Origin of the sequence: Streptomyces sp. NBC_00090 (assembly GCF_045160815.1) — a bacterium.
Lineage (GTDB): Bacteria > Actinomycetota > Actinomycetes > Streptomycetales > Streptomycetaceae > Streptomyces.
Genome location: NZ_CP108224.1, coordinates 3,994,778 through 4,013,202, shown reverse-complemented (window position 1 = coordinate 4,013,202; position 18,425 = coordinate 3,994,778). Strand labels below are relative to the sequence as shown.

Here is an 18,425-nt window from a genome sequence, read left to right as displayed (position 1 = left end):
GGGCGAGACCAGGGCAAAGTCTAGCGACACCGCCCCGCCACCCTCCGCCGCGCGCCGATCAAGGGTGCGGCGGAAGGGACCGAAGGGCCCCCGTCGTGCCCACTCGTCCACCCTTCCGGGTCCCCTCGTCCACCCCTCCGGGTGGTCCCCCGACCATCCCTCCGGGTCCGCCCCACCACCCCTCCGGGGGTCCCCCGACCACGTCCGCGGCCGTGTCGGGACCATCCCGGGGCCGTGGTCGCGCGTCCTTCCGCTACCCCTCCGCGCCCTCCGGGCGCGCCGCGCGGCGGCTCCGAGGCAGCACCCGCAGCGCGTCCCCCATGTCCGCGACCTCCGTCACCTTCATGCCGGCCGGCACCTTGCCCGGGTCCGGCGGGACCAGCGCGTGCGTGAAGCCCAGCCGGTGCGCCTCGGAGAGCCGGCGCTGGACGCCCGTCACCCGCCGGACCTCGCCGGCGAGCCCGACCTCGCCGATCGCGACCAGGTTCTTCGGCAGCGGGGTGTCGCTCGCCGCGGAGGCGAGGGCGAGGGCGATCGCCAGGTCGGCGGCGGGCTCGGAGAGCTTCACCCCGCCCACGGTCGCGCTGTAGATGTCGCGCTTGCCCAGCGCGCTGATCCGGCCCCGCTGCTCCAGGACCGCCAGCATCATCGAGACCCGGGAGGTCTCCAGACCGGAGACGGTCCGGCGCGGAGAGGGGATCTGGGAGTCCACGGTCAGCGACTGGACCTCGGCGACGAGCGGCCTGCGGCCCTCCAGGGTCACCGTCAGGCAGGTGCCCGGCACGGCCACGTCGCGCCGGGTCAGGAAGAGCCCGGACGGGTCGGCGAGACCGGTGATGCCCTCGTCGTGCAGCTCGAAGCAGCCGACCTCGTCGGTCGCCCCGTACCGGTTCTTCACGCCCCGGACCAGGCGCAGCCGCGCGTGCCGGTCGCCCTCGAAGCTCAGGACGACGTCGACCAGGTGCTCCAGGAGCCGGGGCCCGGCGATGGCGCCGTCCTTGGTGACGTGGCCGACGAGGAGCGTGGACATGCCCCGCTCCTTGGAGGCCCGGATCAGGGCGCCGGCGACCTCGCGGACCTGGGCCATGCCGCCCGGCGCGCCGTCGATCTCGGGAGAGGCGACGGTCTGCACCGAGTCCATGATCAGCAGCGAGGGCTTCACGGCGTCGAGGTGGCCGAGGACGGCCGAGAGGTCGGTCTCGGCCGCCAGGTACAGATGGTCGCTGAGGGCGTTGATCCGGTCGGCGCGCAGCCGGACCTGGCTCGCGGACTCCTCGCCCGTCACGTACAGCGTGCGGTGCTCGTCGCTCGCCGCCTTCGCCGCCACGTCGAGCAGGAGCGTGGACTTGCCGACGCCCGGCTCGCCCGCGAGCAGCACGACGGCGCCGGGCACCAGGCCCCCGCCGAGGACCCGGTCCAGCTCGTCGACGCCGGTCGAGCGGGCGGTCGCCTGCCGGCCGTCGACCTGGCCGATGGGGACGGCGGCGGTGGAGACGCGGCCGGCCGCGGTCGTCCGGACGGCGGGCGCGCCGTACTCCTCGACCGTCCCCCAGGCCTGGCACTCGGGGCAGCGGCCGAGCCACTTGGCCGTCTGCCAGCCGCACTCGGTGCAGCGGTAGGACGGCCGGTCCTTGGCGGTTTTCGTACGGGCAGCCATTCCCACACCGTAGCGGCCCCCACCGACAGCGCGGCGCGGGGCCGAGCCTTCCCCCCCACCCGACCCCCGCCCGACCCGCACCCGACCCGCACCCGCCCCCTCGCTCACAGCCGGGCACAGACCCCGGCCCCGCCACGATCGAGTGGCGGAACGTCAGATTCCTGTCCCCCTTCGAGCGATACCTTCACCCGTAAGAATGAGAAGTGCTCAACCGGCACGAGGAGCGTCCCCTCCCTGCCTACGGTCGCCCAGTGACGAGCAGCAGGCTGGAATCCCCACGCACCACCGGCGCACACCGGGCGCACAGCGGCGCCGCGGACCAGGGACCGCGCACGCTCGGCCAGCGGCCCCCCGCCCGGTACGAGGCCGCCCTCGACGGCCTCTACACGTACTGCCTCTCCGTCCTCTGCGAGCACGACACGGCCACCGCCGTCCTCGGCGACGTCCTCGCCGTCGCCGAGCGCCACCACGGCCGCTGTCCCTCCGACGAGGACGGCCGTACGGCCTGGCTGTACGCCCTCGCCCGCTGGGCCTGCCTGCGCAGCCTCGGCGAGCAGCGCCGCAAGCGTCAGGGCGCCCACACCGGACGCCCCGCCGTCACCGCGCCCGAGCCGCCCCCGGTCTCCGAGGAGACCGCCGAGCGGCGCCGTGCCGAACTCGCCCGGCTCGCCTGGCCCGAGGCCGCCGGCACCACCCCCGAGCAGCGCGAGGCCCTGGAGCTCGCCGTCCGGCACGGCCTGAGCCACCGCCAGGTCGCCGCCGTGCTCTCCCTCGACACGCTCGCCGCCCGCGAGCTCCTCGCCACCGCCGCCTGCGAGGTCGAGCGGACACGCGCCGCCCTCGCCGTCGTCGAGACCGGCAGCTGTCCCACCGTCGCCCGGCTCACCGGCGACCACCGGGTGCTCCTCTCGGCCGCCCTGCGCGCCGAGCTCGTACGGCACGTCGACGACTGCCCCCGCTGCCGCCGGGCCGCCGAGCGGGTGGGCGCCACCGCCGCCTGGCCCGGGGCCGCGTCCCTCCCCCCGGCCCGGCTGCCGCTCGTCGAGGCGCCCCGGGCCGCCGCGTACATGGCGATGCTGCACGTCCCACGCGCGCGTGCCGGTGCCCCGAGGTTCACCCCGACCGGCTTCCCCATGGACCCGAAGGACCACACGGCCCGCCGCGACCGGATGCGGGCCCGCGCGGTGACGACCACCGTCGTCGCGGCCGTCGTGGCCGCCCCGGTCCTCGCCCTGTGGACCTCGTACCGCGGCGCACCGGTCGCGGACGAGGGCGCCCGGGACGGGACCCGGGTCAGCGCGAGCGAGGCCGACGAACCGACGGACGCGGACGGCCGCCCGTACGACCGCTACGAGAACGCGGGCAACGCCCGCACCACCCCCGAACCCCGCTTCACCCGGGGCAGCCGCGCCCCCGACGTCTCGGTCGAGGTCCTCAGCCCCGGCGGCCCCACCGGTCCCGCGGGTCCCACCCGTCCCGGCGAGCCCGCTGCGGGCTGGCTCACGGTCGGCGCGCGCGGCCAGGGCGACCTGACGCTGCTCACGCTCACCGCCGCCGGCGGCTCCCCGGTCGACTGGTCGCTGTGGACGGACGCGCCCTGGCTGTACGTGAGCCGGGCCTCCGGCACGCTCCGCCCCGGCGAGACGGTCACGATCGTCGTCCGCGTCGACCACGGACGCGAGCCCGCGGGAGCGTGGAGCGCCCGCGTCGGCGTGAACCCCTCGGGCGCGGTGGTGAGGATCCACGGTCAAGGGCAGACCACCCCGCCGCGGGTCGTCGGACCGATCACCCCGCCCCCGACGACGACCGCCCCGACCACACCGCCGACGGCGCCACCGACCGACCCGCCGACGAGTCCGCCGACGTCCCCGCCGACCACGGAGCCGACCACGCCTCCGCCGACGACCGAGGAACCGCCGCCGACGACCGATCCGACGACCGATCCGGGGACCCCGCCGCCGACCACCGAGCCGACCACGCCCCCGCCGACCACGGAGGAACCGCCCCCGTCGACGACGGATCCGGGCACGACGGATCCGGGCACGCCCCCGCCGACGAACGAGGAACCACCCCCGCCGTCCTCATCCTGACGACGAACGGAACCCGTGGACCGGTCGTGGACCGGTACGGGCTGACCGCTCCGGCTGGACCGGCGCCGGCCCGGCCCGGCTGGACCGGACTGGCTGGCTGGACCGGCTAGACCGGGTCGGCCGGGTGCGGGGCCACCAGCGGCAGCTGCGAGGCCAGCCGGGCCTCGCACAGCCCCACCAGGACCTCGTACGCCTTCTCGCCCATCATCTCGGTCAGCTCGGGCCGGTACGTGACGTAGACGGGCTCCCCGGCCCCGTGCGCCGAGGTGGCGGAGGTGCACCACCAGTGCAGGTCGTGGCCGCCGGGACCCCAGCCCCGGCGGTCGTACTCACCGATCGACACCTGGAGGACCCGGGTGTCGTCGGGCCGGTCGATCCAGTCGTACGTCCGCCGCACCGGCAGCTGCCAGCACACGTCCGGCTTGGTCTCCAGCGGCTCCTTGCCCTCCTTCAGGGCCAGGATGTGCAGCGAGCAGCCCGCGCCGCCCGCGAAACCGGGACGGTTCTGGAAGATGCAGGAACCCTCCCAGCGGCGGGTCTGCCGGTCGCCGTCCTCGTCGAGCTGCACCCAGCCCGAATCCGTACCGACGTCGTGGAACTGCCACAGCTCCGGCGTGAGCCGGGCCACGTGCGAGGCGACCCGCTTCTCGTCGTCCTCGTCGGAGAAGTGCGCGCCGAGCGTGCAGCAGCCGTCGTCGGCCCGGCCCGCCTGGATGCCCTGGCACCCGCTGCCGAAGATGCACGACCAGCGCGAGGTCAGCCAGGTCAGGTCGCAGCGGAACACCTGCTCGTCGTCGGCGGGATCGGGGAACTCGACCCATGCCCGTGCGAAGTCCAGGCCCTTCTCGTCCGGCTCCATGTCCTTGCCCCGCTTCTTGGCGCTCTTCACGGCCGCACCGGCCTTACGGGCCTTGTCGGCCTTCACGCCCGTCTCGCCGCCGCTGTCTTTGTCCGGCTTCGCCTTTTTCGTCTTTGGCACAACGCCAAGCGTATGCGGGCCGGAGCAGTAGCGTTCCGCCCATGAGACTCGGAGTCCTCGACGTCGGTTCGAACACGGTGCACCTGCTGGTGGTGGACGCCCACCCCGGTGCCCGCCCGCTGCCCGCCCACTCCCACAAGGCGGAGCTGCGGCTCGCCGAGCTCCTCGACGAGCGGGGCGCGATCGCGCCCGACGGCGTCGAGCGGCTCATCGCGACCGTCCGGGACGCCCTCCTGGCCGCCGAGGACAAGGGCTGCGAGGAAGTGCTGCCCTTCGCCACCTCGGCGGTGCGCGAGGCCACCAACGCCGACGCCGTCCTCGCCAGGGTCAAGGACGAGACCGGCGTCGACCTCCAGGTCCTCACCGGTGAGGAGGAAGCCCGGCTCACCTTCCTCGCCGCCCGCCGCTGGTTCGGCTGGTCCGCGGGGAAGCTCCTCCTCCTCGACATCGGCGGCGGCTCCCTGGAGGTCGCGTACGGCATCGACGAGGACCCGGACACCGCCGTCTCCCTGCCGCTCGGCGCGGGCCGGCTGACCTCGGGCTGGCTGCCCGGAGACCCGGCCGACACCGCCGACGTCAAGGCGCTGCGCCGACACGTGCGCGCCCAGATCGCCCGTACGGTCGGCGAGTTCAGCCGCTTCGGCCGCCCCGACCACGTCGTGGCCACCTCCAAGACCTTCAAGCAGCTCGCCAGGATCGCCGGCGCGCCAGGCTCGGGGGACGGCCTCTACGTCCAGCGCGTCCTGTCCCGCGCGTCCCTGGAGGAGTGGGTCCCGCGCCTCGCCGCGATGACCGTCCCCGAGCGCGCGGCCCTGCCCGGCGTCTCGGAGGGCCGGGCCCCGCAGCTCCTCGCGGGAGCGCTCGTCGCGGAGGGCGCGATGGACCTGCTCGGGGTGGAGGAGCTGGAGATCTGCCCCTGGGCCCTGCGCGAGGGCGTGATCCTGCGCCGCCTGGACCACCTGCCGGAGGAGTAGAGGGGGCTGTCCCACCCCCGACCACCGCCCACGCGCGCGTGCAACCGTCCCGCCCCGGACCGCCGGCACACGCGCGTGGAACCGTCCCGCCCGGACCACCGCCACACACGGGCGTGGAACCTCCCGGCCCCGGACCGCCGCCACGCGCGCGTGCAACCGCCCCGCCCCGGGCCACCACCACCCGCGCGTGCAACCGCCCCGACTCCTTCGGCCACCCCCACGCGCGCGTGCCGCCCCCGCGCGCCCCACCCATCCCCCACGAGCCCCCACCACCCCTCACGCGCCCCCGCCCACCCCCAAGCGCCCACCCCATGTGCGCATGAGGGTGGGAGGGGGTGACCGGAACCACCTCACGCGCCCCCGGCCCGCCCCGTACCCTGTCGGGGTGGCAGAACCAGTGGTGCGCATCCCGGATGCGAAGGTCGCCCTGTCGACGGCCTCGGTCTACCCGGAGTCGACGGCGACGGCCTTCGAGATCGCCGCGCGCCTCGGGTACGACGGCGTCGAGGTCATGGTGTGGACCGACCCGGTCAGCCAGGACGTCGAGGCGCTGCGCCGCCTCTCCGACTACCACCAGGTCCCGATCCTGGCCGTCCACGCCCCCTGCCTCCTCATCACCCAGCGCGTCTGGTCCACCGACCCGTGGGTCAAGCTCCAGCGCGCGCGGGCGGCGGCCGAGAGGCTCGGCGCGTCGACGGTGGTCGTGCACCCGCCGTTCCGCTGGCAGCGGCAGTACGCGAAGGACTTCGTCACCGGCATCTGGCGGATGGCGGACGAGACCGACGTCCGGTTCGCCGTCGAGAACATGTACCCGTGGCGGTACAAGGACCGGGAGGTACTCGCGTACGCCCCCGAGTGGGACGTCACGAAGGACGACTACCGGCACTTCACCGTCGACCTCTCGCACACCGCGACCGCCCGCACCGACGCCCTCGCGATGATCGACCGCATGGGCGACCGCCTCGGCCACGTCCACCTCGCCGACGGCAAGGGCTCCGCCAAGGACGAGCACCTGGTCCCGGGCCGCGGCACGCAGCCCTGCGCCGAACTCCTGGAGCGGCTCGCGCTCACCGGCTTCGACGGCCACGTCGTCATCGAGGTCAACACCCGCCGCGCGATGTCAGCCGCCGAACGCGAGGCCGATCTCGCGGAGGCCCTGGCCTTCACCCGGCTCCACCTCGCCTCCGCCGCCGGCCGTTCCTCCCGGGTGCCGCGCCCATGACCGAACCGGCTCCGCGCCGGCGAGGCCGCCCGTCCCGTACCGAGGAGGAGAACGGACCGGGCGCCCGCGAACGGATCCTGGAGGCGGCCCGCACGCAGTTCGCGGAGCGCGGGTACGACAAGGCATCGGTCCGCGGCATCGCCAAGGCCGCCGGGGTGGACCCGGCGCTCGTGCACCACTACTTCGGCACGAAGGACGAGGTCTTCGCCGCCGCGATCGAGGTCTCCTTCGAGCCGGCGCTCGTCGTCCCGGCCATCCTCGGAGGCCCTCGCGAGGCCATCGGCGAACGGCTCGCGCGCTTCTTCATCGGCGTCTGGGAGAACCCGGTCAGCCGCGCCCCGCTCCTCGCGATCGTCCGCTCCGCGCTGACCCACGAGGCGGCGGCCAAGGTGCTGCGGACCTTCGTGCTCCGCCGGCTCCTGGAGCGGATCGCGGCCGAACTCGACGTACCGGACCCGAGCTTCCGGGCGGAGCTGGCCGCCTCCCACATGATCGGGATCGTGATCCTGCGGTACGTGATCCAGGTCGAGCCGCTGGCCTCGGCCGACCCCGAGGACATCGTGGCCCAGGTGGCCCCGACGCTCCAGCGGTACCTGACCGAGAGCTGAGAGAGTCACCTGACCGAAAGCTGAACAGGTCGTCCGCCATGCGGACGGCCTGTCCAGATCTTGGAGCGTCGGCGTACGCTCGAAGGCAAGCACACCCATCACGAGGAGCGAGCGACGATGCCCGAGCTGAGGTCCCGCACAGTCACCCACGGCCGCAACATGGCGGGCGCACGCGCGCTTATGCGCGCCTCCGGTGTACCGGGCGCGGACATCGGCCGTAAGCCGATCATCGCGGTCGCCAACTCCTTCACGGAGTTCGTCCCCGGCCACACCCACCTCCAGCCGGTCGGCCGGATCGTCTCCGAGGCCATCACGGCAGCCGGAGCCATCCCGCGCGAGTTCAACACGATCGCCGTCGACGACGGCATCGCGATGGGTCACGGAGGCATGCTCTACAGCCTCCCGTCCCGCGACCTGATCGCGGACAGCGTGGAGTACATGGTCGAGGCGCACTGCGCCGACGCCCTGATCTGCATCTCGAACTGCGACAAGATCACCCCGGGCATGCTGATGGCCGCCCTGCGCCTCAACATCCCGACGGTCTTCGTCTCCGGCGGCCCGATGGAGTCCGGCCGCGCCACGCTCGTCGACGGCACGGTCCGCACGCTCGACCTGGTCGACGCGATCTCCGACGCCGTGAACCCCAAGATCTCGGACGAGGACATCGCCCGGATCGAGGAGAACGCCTGTCCGACCTGCGGCTCGTGTTCCGGCATGTTCACCGCCAACTCGATGAACTGCCTGACCGAGGCGATCGGCCTCTCCCTCCCCGGCAACGGCTCGCTCCTCGCCACCCACACCGGCCGCAAGGCGCTGTACGAGAACGCGGCGCGCACGGTCGTCGACATCACCCGCCGGTACTACGACGAGGACGACGCCTCCGTCCTGCCGCGCTCGATCGCGACCCGCGCGGCCTTCGAGAACGCGATGGCGCTCGACATCGCCATGGGCGGCTCGACCAACACGATCCTGCACCTGCTCGCCGCCGCCCAGGAGGCCGAGCTCGACTACGGCCTCAGCGACATGGACGAGGTCTCCCGCCGGGTGCCCTGCCTGGCCAAGGTCGCCCCGAACGTCGCCAAGGACCGCACGTACTACATGGAGGACGTGCACCGGGCGGGCGGTATCCCGGCGATCCTCGGCGAGCTCTACCGCGCGGGCCTGCTCAACGAGGACGTCAACTCCGTCCACTCCGCCTCCATCAAGGAGTGGCTGGACACCTGGGACGTCCGCGGCGGCTCCGCCACGGACGAGGCCGTCGAGCTGTTCCACGCGGCCCCCGGCTGCGTCCGCTCGGCGACCGCCTTCTCGCAGTCCGAGCGCTGGGAGGCGCTCGACGTGGACGCGGCCGGCGGCTGCATCCGCGACGCGGCCCACGCGTACTCGAAGGACGGCGGCCTCGCGGTCCTGCGCGGCAACCTGGCCGTCGACGGCTGCGTCGTGAAGACGGCCGGCGTGGACGAGTCGATCTGGACCTTCGAGGGTCCGGCCGTCGTCTGCGAGTCGCAGGACGAGGCCGTCGAGAAGATCCTCAACAAGCAGGTCACCGACGGCGACGTGGTCGTCATCCGCTACGAGGGCCCGCGCGGCGGCCCCGGCATGCAGGAGATGCTCTACCCGACCTCCTTCCTCAAGGGCCGGGGCCTGGGCAAGACCTGCGCGCTGGTGACGGACGGCCGTTTCTCGGGCGGTACGTCGGGCCTCTCCATCGGCCACGCCTCGCCGGAGGCGGCCTCGGGCGGCACGATCGCCCTCGTCGAGGACGGCGACCGGATCCGTATCGACATCCCGAGCCGCTCGATCGAGCTCCTCGTCGACGAAGCCACCCTCGCGGCCCGCCGCGAGGCGCTGAACGGCGTGTACGAGCCGAAGAACCGTGAGCGCAAGGTGTCGGCGGCGCTGCGGGCGTACGCGGCGATGGCGACGAGCGCGGACAAGGGCGCGGTCCGGGACGTGACGAAGCTGGGCTGAGCCCGGCAGGAGTACCAGGAGTACGACGACGGCGGGGAGCGGGCACGAAGCCCACTCCCCGCCGTCGCCCGTCTCCCCACGCCGCGGTCCTGCTCAGCCGCTCACGCCGCCGTGCTCAGCCGCTCACCAGGACTCGGGCTCGCGCGCGTCGACCGCGAAGACGGACCCGTCGGGGGCCGTCCCGAACACCCGGTCGCCGGCGACCAGCGGCTCCGGCACCAGGGACGCGTAACCGAGCCGCCCGTTCCGCAGCCGTGGCCGCGTCTGGCCGATCAGCGCCCCGCGCGCGGTGTCGACGGCGAGCAGCCGCCCGTCCTGGACGGAGAAGTAGAGCCGGTCACCGGGACCGAGGACCGGTACGGAGACGTTTCCGGCGGCCGTCTCCAGCTCCCACAGCACCCGCCCCTTCGGCGCCGCGGTGTCGAAGGCGGTGAGGTGCCCGTTCGCGTCGAGCACGTGGACGACGGCCCCGCGCACGGCGACGCCCCGGACGTCGATCCGGTGGGGCAGGGACAGCCGGCGTACGGACTCCGCCGAGCCGTCGGCGGCCAGCAGCACCACTCCGTCGATCAGCGGGTCCTGGTAGTGGTCGGCGAGGACGAGCGTGCCGTCGCCCGTACGGCCCAGCGGTTCGAGATTGCCGTCCAGGCTCCGCTGCCAGACCACCTCGCCGGTTCGGGGGCGGACCGTGCCGATCCGCGTACTGGTCCCGTCGGCCGAGGTCTCGGAGACGGACAGCAGCCCGGAAGGCGCGTCGTACGCTCCGATCCGGGGGACCCCGAAACCGGTCAGGCCGTGCCGCCAGAGCTCTTTCCCGCTGCGGCTGTCGAGGGCCCGGAGCCCGCCCCGCCCGTCGGAGAGGACGACGGCGGTGCCGGCCGCCCGGTACAGCTCGGGCAGCTCCGCGTCGGCGCTCCAGCCGGGGACGCCGCCCGTGGCCGCGTACGCCCGCAGCGGGCCCGTCGGGGCGGCGGCGCCGACCAGGCCGTCGGCCAGGAGGACGGGAGCGGCCGGGGTCTCCGACTCGATGGGTGTGGTCCGCGACCAGAGGATCCGCCCCGTGACCGGGTCGAGCCGGGCGATGCCGATGCCCCGGGCCACGCAGTACAGCGCGCCGCCGCCGTGCGTGCAGGCGGGGGCGGCCGTGGGGCCCTTCTCCTGCAGCGGGGTCTGCCAGCCGGCGAAGGCCGTGGCCACCTCGTCCGGGCGGGCGGGGGCCTCGGGCCCGCCACCCGCCGACGTGTTCAACGCCCCGTACAACCCGGCTCCGGTGAGCGCGAGCACGGCGACGAGGGCGGCCGTCAGACGCGGGCGGATCCGCGGACGCCGACGGCGCGCGGGAGCCACGGTGGTCGTCCGCACCCGCGTGTCCGCGTCCCAGGCGGGGTTGGCGGGGGGCTCGCCCTCCGGCAGGGTGGGGCGCCGCCGCTGCGCCGGTATGAACGCCGCCGCCTCGTACGAGGGCGGCAGCAGCGCCGACATGATCTCGCCGGGGGTCGGCCGCTCGGCGGGCTCCTTGGCGAGGCAGCGCGCGACGAGCGGCGCCAGCTCCTCCGGCACGCCCGTCAGATCCGGCTCGTCGTGGACGACCTGGTAGGCCACGATGTACGGGCTGTCGGAGTCGAAGGGGCCGTGTCCGGTCGCCGCGTGGACGAGGACCGACCCCAGCGCGAAGACGTCCGCCGCCGGCCCGACCTCGCGCGGCCGCTGGAACTGCTCGGGCGCCATGAAGGGCGGCGAGCCGATGAGCTTGCCCGTCTCGGTGTGCAGGTCGCTGTCGACGGGCCGGGAGATGCCGAAGTCGATGACCTTGGGGCCGGTGTCGGTGAGCAGGACGTTGCTGGGCTTGAGGTCCCGGTGGACGACTCCGGCGCGGTGGATGTCGCGGAGCGCCTCCGCGAGCCCGGCCGTGAGCCGGCGCAGTTCGGCGGGGGACAGGGGGCCGTTCCGCTTCACCTGGTCGGCGAGGGTCGGCCCGGGCACGTACAGGGTGGCCATCCAGGGACGCGGGGCATCGGGGTCGGCGTCGACGACCGGTGCCGTGAAGGCCCCGCTCACCCGGCGCGCGGCCGCGACCTCCTGGCGGAAACGGGCCCTGAACTCGGGGTCCGCCGCATACCGAGCGTGTACGACCTTGACCGCCAGCCGCAGGCCGGAAGGCGAGGCGGCGAGGTGGACGACCCCCATGCCGCCGGACCCCAGGCACGCCTGGAGGCGGTAGGCGCCCGCGTACTCGGGCCCCTCCGCATCCCGGTCGGCCCCGGTACTGCGCAACGGTGGCATCGCCCACCCCCGTGTGATTCCCCGTCACATCGCGCGCGTGCGCGACCCGACGGAGCCTAGTCCATGGTGCCCACGATGTCGGAGGGGCTTGCTAGCCTGCGCGTCGCAGAGAGTGAAACTCGGCGGAGCGCTTTTGCGCCAAGGGGGAGAACACGATGGGGACGCACGACGAGCAGGTCACCGCGGGTGCCGCGACGACCGACGCGGCGACCGGCACGACGCCCGACATGAAGATCGACACGACGACCGGCGTGGCGGTGGACGCGGCCGTGGACATGGCACTGGACGTGGCGACGCTGAGCGAGGTGAAGCGCTACCCGGTCGCCCCTGGCTACCGGGTCAACGTGCGCTCGGGCCCGAGCACCAAGTACCCGATCGTCCGGTCGCTGGCGGTCGGCGCCACGGTGCCGATCCACTGCCAGAAGCCCGGCGAATGGATCAGCGGCCCGTACGGCACCACCAACCTCTGGGACAACATAGCGCCGGGCGAGTACGTCTCCGACGCGTACGTGAACACGGGCAGCGACAGCTACGTCGCACCGCGCTGCGCCTGAGGCTCCGTGTCGTCGCTCCGGGGATAATCGACCTCGTGAGCGACGACGAGCAGACCCCCGGCACGGAACAGACCCCCGGCGCGGCGGGCGGCCCGCAGCCCGAGGAGATCCGTTTCTTCGGTACGACCTGGGTCGACCACAGCGGCCACTACGCGCTGCGCCGCGTCGGTGTGGCTGCGGGCTCGCTCGTCGTGGCCTTCGCGGCGTGCTTCGTGCTGCGCTTCGCCTATGAGGGCCTGGAGATCGCGGACATCAGCGGCTTCGTGAACATGCTGGTGGTCGTCATGTTCGCGGTCTGCAGTGCCATCGCCTTCCGCAAGACCTGGGAGGGCTTCCTCCGCCGGCCCGCCGACCCGGCCCGCGAGGAGTCCCTGCGCAGCCTCAAGGCGATCGGCTTCATCGGCTCGCTCATCGCCTACTTCCTCCGCTGCTTCACCGAGGCCCCCGGCGAGAAGCTGCGCCGCGCGGAGTACGAGACGTCCCGCGCCCAGTACGAGAAGCGACGCGGCGCCCGCACGGGCAACCCGGCCGCCCGCAAGAAGCCCAAGCGCAAGTAACCCCCGCCCGCACACCGCCCGCCCGGCTCCGCCCTGCGCGGATCCTTGACGGCCGGCACCCCCAGGCGCAGTATTCATCGCATGATGAATTCTCCGGCGGGCGTGACGGACGCCGCGGAACCGGCCGGCACGACGGCCGACGCGGCAGCCATCACCGCACAGGCCCTCACCACCGTCCGCGGCGACCGCACCGTCCTGCGCGGCCTCGACTTCACCGTCCCGCCCGGCCGTATCACCGGCCTCCTCGGCCCCTCCGGCTGCGGCAAGACCACCCTCATGCGCGCGATCGTCGGCACCCAGGCCAAGGTCGGCGGCACCCTCCAGGTCCTCGGACGCCCCGCGGGAGACCCCGCCCTCCGCTCCCGCATCGGCTACGTCACCCAGGCGCCCTCCGTCTACGACGACCTCACCGTCCGCCAGAACCTCGACTACTTCGCCGCCGTCCTGCTCCCCGGCCGCGCCCTGCGCCACGACCGCCGCACCGCCGTCGACCGGGCCATCACCGACGTCGACCTCGCCTCGCACGCCGACTCCCTCGCCGGCCGGCTCTCCGGCGGCCAGCGCAGCAGGGTCTCCCTCGCCGTCGCCCTCCTCGGCACCCCCGAACTCCTCGTCCTCGACGAACCCACCGTCGGCCTCGACCCCGTCCTCCGCCGCGACCTCTGGAACCTCTTCCACCAGATCGCCGCCGACCGCGGGACGACGCTCCTCGTCTCCTCCCACGTCATGGACGAGGCCGAGCGGTGCCACCGCCTCCTCCTCATGCGCGAGGGCGAGATCCTCGCCGAGGACACCCCCGAAGCCCTCCGCCGCCGCAACGACACCGCCACCGTCGAAGAGGCCTTCCTCCGCCTGGTCGACGCCGCCGCCGCCCGAGCCGCACACCGCGAGGCCACCCACCCCGAGGCCACCCACCCCGAGGCCACCCACCCCGAGGCCTCCCGGACCGCCCACGAGGAGCCCCGGTCATGAGCAGCGCCCGCACCCTCGCCACCGCCGCCCGTGTCCTGCGTCAGCTGCGCCACGACCCCCGCTCGATCGCGCTGATGCTTCTCGTGCCCTGCGTCATGCTCTTCCTGCTCCGGTACGTGTTCGACGGGAGCCCGGGCACCTTCGACAACATCGGGGCCTCGCTGCTCGGCATCTTCCCGCTCATCACGATGTTCCTGGTGACCTCCATCGCCACCCTCAGGGAACGCACCTCCGGCACCCTGGAACGCCTGCTCGCCATGCCCCTCGGCAAGGCCGACCTCATCGCCGGCTACGCCCTCGCCTTCGGCCTCCTCGCCGTCGTCCAGTCCGTCCTGGCCACCGGCCTCGCCGTCCGGTTCCTCGGCCTCGACGTCGTCGGCTCCCCCTGGCTCCTCCTCCTGGTCGCGCTCCTCGACGCCCTCCTCGGCACCGCTCTCGGCCTCTTCGTCTCCGCCTTCGCCGCCTCGGAGTTCCAGGCCGTCCAGTTCATGCCGGCCGTGATCTTCCCCCAGCTCCTGCTCTGCGGGCTCTTCACCCCGCGCGACCGGATGGCCCCCGCCCTCGAAGCGATCTCCGACGTCCTGCCCATGTCGTACGCCGTCGACGGCATGAACCAGGTCCTCCGCCACCCCGACGTCACCGGCGACTTCGTCCGCGACGCCCTCGTCGTCGCCGGCTGCGCCGTCCTCGTCCTCGCCCTCGGCGCGGCCACCCTCCGCCGCCGCACGGCATGACCGCCCCTCGGACAGCCACGCACAGCCCGATCACCCGGTGCGAGGATGTTCAAGCGGATGAACAAAGCATTCATCCGCCCGAACAGGCGCAAGCCCCTTCCGGCGAGGTGAAAGCCCCATGACCCAGACCGTCGCAGTCCTCGGCACCGGCAAGATCGGTGAAGCGCTCCTCAGCGGCATGATCCGCGCCGGCTGGCGCCCCGCGAACCTCCTGGTCACCGCCCGCCGCACCGAGCGCGCCGAGGAACTCCACGCCCGCTACGGCGTCGAAGCCGTCACCAACGCCGAGGCCGCCAAGCGCGCCGACACCCTCATCCTGGCCGTCAAGCCCCAGGACATGGGCCGTCTCCTCGACGAGCTCGCCCCCCACGTCGCCGCCGACCGCCTCGTCATCAGCGCCGCCGCCGGCATCCCCACCTCCTTCATCGAGGAGCGCCTCACCGCGGGCACCCCCGTCGTGCGCGTCATGCCCAACACCCCCGTCCTCGTCGACGAAGGCATGTCCGTCATCTCCGGCGGCAGCCACGCCACCCCCGCGCACCTCGTCCACACCGAGGAGATCTTCGGCGGCGTCGGCAAGACCCTCCGCGTCCCCGAGTCCCAGCAGGACGCGGCCACCGCCCTCTCCGGCTCCGGCCCGGCCTACTTCTACTTCCTCGTCGAGGCCATGACCGACGCCGGCATCCTCCTCGGCCTGCCCCGCGCCCAGGCCCACGACCTCATCGTCCAGGCCGCGATCGGCGCCGCCGTGATGCTCCGCGACAGCGGCGAGCACCCCGTCAAGCTCCGCGAGGCCGTCACCTCCCCGGCCGGCACCACCATCAGCGCCATCCGCGAGCTGGAGAACCACGGCGTACGGGCCGCCCTCATCGCCGCCCTCGAAGCCGCCCGCGACCGCAGCCGCGAGCTCGCCTCCGGCAACGGCTGACGCTCCCCCCGCCGGGGTCACCGGACCCCCGCGGAAGCCCCCTCCACCACCTCCCGCGTCTCCACGACCTTCGCGAACCGTCCCCCGTGCAGGGAGACGGCCGTGGCCTGCGCGAGCTCGTCGGCGCTCCGCGACCAGCCGAACGGCCCCTCCAGGTCGAAGGTGTGCATCGCGTCCAGCGGGAACACCACGTCGTACCCCAGGTTCCCGCCCATCCGGGCCGTCGTCTCGTTGCACATGTTCGTCTGGATCCCGACGATCACGATCTGCGCGACGCCCAGACCGGTCAGCCACCCCTCCAGCGACGGCTCCCCGTAGAAGGCCGAGTTCACGGACTTCGTCACCAGCAGCTCAGGTCCGACGCCCCTGCCACGCCGCTCCTCGACGAAGTCCTTGAAGTCGTTCCCCACGTACCCCCTCCGCAGCGGCGAACGCGAGCCCTCCAGGGAGTCGTGCCGCACGAAGGCGACCGGACGCCCCGTCTCCTGCCACAGGTCGATCAGCGCCGCGATGTTCTCCTCCGCGGCCGGGTTGTTCCGCTTCCCCCAGAACTCCTCCTCGAAGCCCTTCTGCACGTCGATGACCACCAGCGCTGCGTTCTCCGCGATCTCCATACCGACGATCCTGCCGCCGCCCGGCCATCACTCCCAGAGCGGTGAATGCCACCGATCGATGGTTTACTGCCACGCGTGGAGCCGACCCCCGCACCCCGCCCCCAGCACATCGCCCTCCTCTCCTTCCCGGGCGTCCGCGCCTTCGACGTCTCCGTCATCACCGAGGTCTGGGGCAGCGACCGCACCCTGCGCGGAGTCCCACCCTTCGAACTCCGCCGGGTCGCCACCGACCCGCACACCCCCGTCCCCCTCCGCGGCGGCCTCACCCTCACCCCGGACCGCCCCCTCGCCTGGCTCGACGAGCTCAACACGACCGACCTGGTCCTCGTCCCCGGCATCGAGGACCCGGACACGGACGTCCCCGCCCCCGTCCTCGAAGCCCTCCGCCGCGCCCACACCGCGGGCACCCCCGTCGCCTCCCTCTGCGCCGGCGCCTTCGTCCTCGCCCGCGCCGGCCTCCTCGACGGCCGCCGGGCCGTCACCCACTGGTACCTGGCTCAGACCCTCGCCGCCCGCCACCCCGGGGTCCGGGTCGAACCCGACGCGCTCTTCGTCGAGGACACCGGTATCTGGACCTCGGCCGGCACCGCCGCCGGTATCGACCTCTGCCTCCACCTCGTCCGCACCGCCCACGGCGCCGAGGCCGCCGCCTCCATCGCCCGCTCCATGGTCACCGCCCCCTTCCGTACGGGCACCCAGGCCCAGTTCATCGAGCACCCCACCCCCCGCGCCGACCGCGACGCCGACGCCCTCGCCGCCGTCCGCGCCCACGCGCTCGCCCACCTCGACGAGCCCCACACCGTCGCGAGCCTCGCGGCCCGCGCCGGCATGTCACCCCGCTCCTTCGCCCGCCACTTCCAGGCCACCACCGGAACCACCCCTCTGCACTGGCTCATCACCCAGCGCGTGGCCGCCGCCCAGAAACTCCTCGAACTCACCGACCACCCCCTCCCCGAGGTGGCCCGCCGCGCGGGCTTCGGCAGCGAGGTCACGATGCGCCAGCACTTCGCCTCGCACCTCGCCACCAGCCCGCGCGACTACCGCAACGCCTTCCGTCACCCCGCGGGCAACAGCCCGATCGCGCGATAGGCCCGGTCCACCAACGGCCGCGCCATCCCCCGGGCCCGCTCGGCCCCGTCCCTGAGCACCCGGTCCACATGACCCTGGTCCGCCGCGAGCTCGGCATGCCGCTCCCGCAGGGGCCTCAGCAGCTCGACGACCGCATCAGCCGTGTCCTTCTTCAACGCTCCGTACGATGGATATACACCGGCCAGCTCCTCCGGGTTCCCATCCGTCGCGGCCGCCATCAGATCGAGCAGATTCGCGATCCCCGGCTTGACGTCCCGGTCGTACTCGACGCCCTGCCCGCTGTCGGTCACCGCCCGCATGATCTTCCGCCGCACGGTCTCCGCGTCGTCCAGCAGATAGACGATCCCGGCCCCGTTCGCGTGCGACTTCCCCATCTTCGACGTGGGGTCCTGGAGGTCCATGACCCGCGCGGCCACCCTCGGCCGCGTCGCCCTCGGCACGGTGAAGGTGTGTCCGTACCGCTGGTTGAACCGCACCGCCAGATCCCGGGTCAGCTCCACGTGCTGCGTCTGGTCCTCACCCACCGGCACCTCGTCGGTCCCGTACGCCAGGATGTCCGCCGCCATCAGCACCGGATACGTCAGCAGGGACAGCCGCACGCCCTCCCCGGCCGCCCGCGCCGACACGCTCTTCTCCTTGTACTGGATCATCCGCCGCAGCTCGCCGTCCGTGGCCGTGCACTCCAGCAGGTACGAGAGCCTGGCGTGCTCGTCCACATGGCTCTGCACGAACAGCGTGCACAGCTCCGGATCCAGGCCCGCGGCCAGCAGCAGCGTCGCCGCCTGCCGGCTGAGCCGCCGCACCCGTCCCGGATCGTGCTCCACGGTCAGCGCGTGCAGGTCCACGACGCTGAACAGCGCCTCGGCCCGATGCTGATCGACCTCGACCCACCGCCGTACGGCCCCGAGGTAGTTGCCCAGCGTCAGATGCCCGGTGGGCTTGATCCCGCTGAAGATCCTCGTCATCGCGTTCCTTCTCCCTCAGCTCCAGGCCGCCGGCGCCGACGGGCCGGGCTCCCCGAGGGGGGATACGCGAACGGCCGCCGGGACGGCGGCCGCGTGATGCATGCGCGAGTGCGGGCCGCCGGTCAGGCGGCCCACCACTGGGTGGTGTGCGCACGCGTACTCATACGGCGAGGCTACCCCCGAGGAGCGGGGTTGACACGGGATTACCCGATCCGTAGTGTTCTCCGA

The 18,425-nt window shown here is 73.5% G+C and carries 16 protein-coding genes; 11 read left to right on the top strand and 5 right to left on the bottom strand.

The genetic code is table 11. From position 1 onward, the window contains the following. Positions 1-253: 253 nt before the first annotated feature. The gene (gene radA, locus OG361_RS17700; RefSeq protein WP_405854671.1) at positions 254-1,657 is read right to left on the bottom strand and encodes a DNA repair protein RadA; all 1,404 of its coding nucleotides are present in this window, start codon (positions 1,655-1,657) and stop codon (positions 254-256) included. 251 nt (positions 1,658-1,908) lie between these two features. Here radA and OG361_RS17695 point away from each other — a divergent pair, with 251 nt between their 5' ends. Then, a complete protein-coding gene (locus OG361_RS17695) occupies positions 1,909-3,747 on the top strand; it encodes a BACON domain-containing protein (RefSeq protein WP_405854670.1) in 1,839 nt (612 codons plus the stop codon). A gap of 106 nt (positions 3,748-3,853) precedes the next feature. Here OG361_RS17695 and OG361_RS17690 read toward each other — a convergent pair whose 3' ends face one another. Further along, positions 3,854-4,726, bottom strand: a complete 873-nt coding sequence (locus OG361_RS17690; RefSeq protein WP_405854668.1) for a hypothetical protein — start codon at positions 4,724-4,726, stop codon at positions 3,854-3,856. 41 nt (positions 4,727-4,767) lie between these two features. On the opposite strand from OG361_RS17690, the gene OG361_RS17685 reads away from it, so the two are divergent. The 4 genes from OG361_RS17685 to ilvD all read left to right on the top strand — a co-directional run bounded on the left by OG361_RS17685 (position 4,768) and on the right by ilvD (position 9,501). Beyond that, positions 4,768-5,700 carry a Ppx/GppA family phosphatase gene (locus tag OG361_RS17685; RefSeq protein ID WP_405854666.1) on the top strand — a complete coding sequence of 311 codons (933 nt, stop codon included), beginning with the start codon at positions 4,768-4,770 and terminating at the stop codon, positions 5,698-5,700. A 385-nt stretch (positions 5,701-6,085) separates the two neighbouring features. Next, entirely contained in the window at positions 6,086-6,922 is an 837-nt protein-coding gene (locus OG361_RS17680; RefSeq protein WP_405854664.1) for a sugar phosphate isomerase/epimerase family protein, read from the top strand. Further along, a complete protein-coding gene (locus OG361_RS17675) occupies positions 6,919-7,530 on the top strand; it encodes a TetR family transcriptional regulator (RefSeq protein ID WP_384576717.1) in 612 nt (203 codons plus the stop codon). Before OG361_RS17680 ends, OG361_RS17675 begins: the two co-directional genes overlap by 4 nt. Positions 7,531-7,647: 117 nt before the next feature. Beyond that, entirely contained in the window at positions 7,648-9,501 is a 1,854-nt protein-coding gene (gene ilvD / locus OG361_RS17670; RefSeq protein ID WP_405854661.1) for a dihydroxy-acid dehydratase, read from the top strand. 123 nt (positions 9,502-9,624) lie between these two features. Here the strand turns inward: ilvD and OG361_RS17665 are convergent, their stop codons facing one another. After that, the gene (locus tag OG361_RS17665) at positions 9,625-11,784 is read right to left on the bottom strand and encodes a protein kinase domain-containing protein (RefSeq protein ID WP_405854659.1); all 2,160 of its coding nucleotides are present in this window, start codon (positions 11,782-11,784) and stop codon (positions 9,625-9,627) included. 275 nt (positions 11,785-12,059) lie between these two features. Between OG361_RS17665 and OG361_RS17660 the strand changes: the two genes are divergently transcribed. From OG361_RS17660 to proC, 5 genes are all read left to right on the top strand, one after another. Beyond that, the gene (locus tag OG361_RS17660) at positions 12,060-12,338 is read left to right on the top strand and encodes an SH3 domain-containing protein (RefSeq protein WP_384576743.1); all 279 of its coding nucleotides are present in this window, start codon (positions 12,060-12,062) and stop codon (positions 12,336-12,338) included. 35 nt (positions 12,339-12,373) lie between these two features. Further along, a complete protein-coding gene (locus OG361_RS17655) occupies positions 12,374-12,895 on the top strand; it encodes a hypothetical protein (protein ID WP_405854657.1) in 522 nt (173 codons plus the stop codon). An 81-nt stretch (positions 12,896-12,976) separates the two neighbouring features. Beyond that, positions 12,977-13,867, top strand: coding sequence for an ABC transporter ATP-binding protein (locus OG361_RS17650; RefSeq protein ID WP_405854655.1), 891 nt, complete (start codon positions 12,977-12,979; stop codon positions 13,865-13,867). After that, a complete protein-coding gene (locus OG361_RS17645) occupies positions 13,864-14,601 on the top strand; it encodes an ABC transporter permease (protein WP_405854653.1) in 738 nt (245 codons plus the stop codon). The genes OG361_RS17650 and OG361_RS17645 overlap by 4 nt, the downstream gene beginning before the upstream one ends. Before the next feature lie 118 nt (positions 14,602-14,719). Next, on the top strand, positions 14,720-15,529 hold the full coding sequence (proC, locus tag OG361_RS17640; RefSeq protein WP_267044277.1) for a pyrroline-5-carboxylate reductase: 810 nt from the start codon (positions 14,720-14,722) through the stop codon (positions 15,527-15,529). Positions 15,530-15,546: 17 nt separating this feature from the next. On the opposite strand, the gene OG361_RS17635 is transcribed toward proC, so the two are convergent. Further along, positions 15,547-16,143, bottom strand: coding sequence for a cysteine hydrolase family protein (locus OG361_RS17635; RefSeq protein ID WP_405854651.1), 597 nt, complete (start codon positions 16,141-16,143; stop codon positions 15,547-15,549). A 45-nt stretch (positions 16,144-16,188) separates the two neighbouring features. Between OG361_RS17635 and OG361_RS17630 the strand changes: the two genes are divergently transcribed. Next, the gene (locus OG361_RS17630; RefSeq protein ID WP_405854649.1) at positions 16,189-17,232 is read left to right on the top strand and encodes a GlxA family transcriptional regulator; all 1,044 of its coding nucleotides are present in this window, start codon (positions 16,189-16,191) and stop codon (positions 17,230-17,232) included. Here the strand turns inward: OG361_RS17630 and trpS are convergent. After that, positions 17,199-18,197, bottom strand: a complete 999-nt coding sequence (gene trpS / locus OG361_RS17625; RefSeq protein ID WP_405854647.1) for a tryptophan--tRNA ligase — start codon at positions 18,195-18,197, stop codon at positions 17,199-17,201. The genes OG361_RS17630 and trpS overlap by 34 nt on opposite strands. Between the last annotated feature and the right edge of the window lie 228 nt (positions 18,198-18,425).

Coding starts and splice junctions, on each gene's coding strand:
- radA (WP_405854671.1), bottom strand. CDS start 1,657: ATGGCTGCCCGTACGAAAACCGCCAAGGACCGGCCGTCCTACCGCTGC.
- OG361_RS17685 (WP_405854666.1), top strand. CDS start 4,768: ATGAGACTCGGAGTCCTCGACGTCGGTTCGAACACGGTGCACCTGCTG.
- OG361_RS17675 (WP_384576717.1), top strand. CDS start 6,919: ATGACCGAACCGGCTCCGCGCCGGCGAGGCCGCCCGTCCCGTACCGAG.
- ilvD (WP_405854661.1), top strand. CDS start 7,648: ATGCCCGAGCTGAGGTCCCGCACAGTCACCCACGGCCGCAACATGGCG.
- OG361_RS17665 (WP_405854659.1), bottom strand. CDS start 11,784: ATGCCACCGTTGCGCAGTACCGGGGCCGACCGGGATGCGGAGGGGCCC.
- OG361_RS17660 (WP_384576743.1), top strand. CDS start 12,060: ATGGCACTGGACGTGGCGACGCTGAGCGAGGTGAAGCGCTACCCGGTC.
- OG361_RS17650 (WP_405854655.1), top strand. CDS start 12,977: ATGATGAATTCTCCGGCGGGCGTGACGGACGCCGCGGAACCGGCCGGC.
- OG361_RS17645 (WP_405854653.1), top strand. CDS start 13,864: ATGAGCAGCGCCCGCACCCTCGCCACCGCCGCCCGTGTCCTGCGTCAG.
- proC (WP_267044277.1), top strand. CDS start 14,720: ATGACCCAGACCGTCGCAGTCCTCGGCACCGGCAAGATCGGTGAAGCG.
- OG361_RS17635 (WP_405854651.1), bottom strand. CDS start 16,143: ATGGAGATCGCGGAGAACGCAGCGCTGGTGGTCATCGACGTGCAGAAG.
- OG361_RS17630 (WP_405854649.1), top strand. CDS start 16,189: ATGCCACCGATCGATGGTTTACTGCCACGCGTGGAGCCGACCCCCGCA.
- trpS (WP_405854647.1), bottom strand. CDS start 18,197: ATGACGAGGATCTTCAGCGGGATCAAGCCCACCGGGCATCTGACGCTG.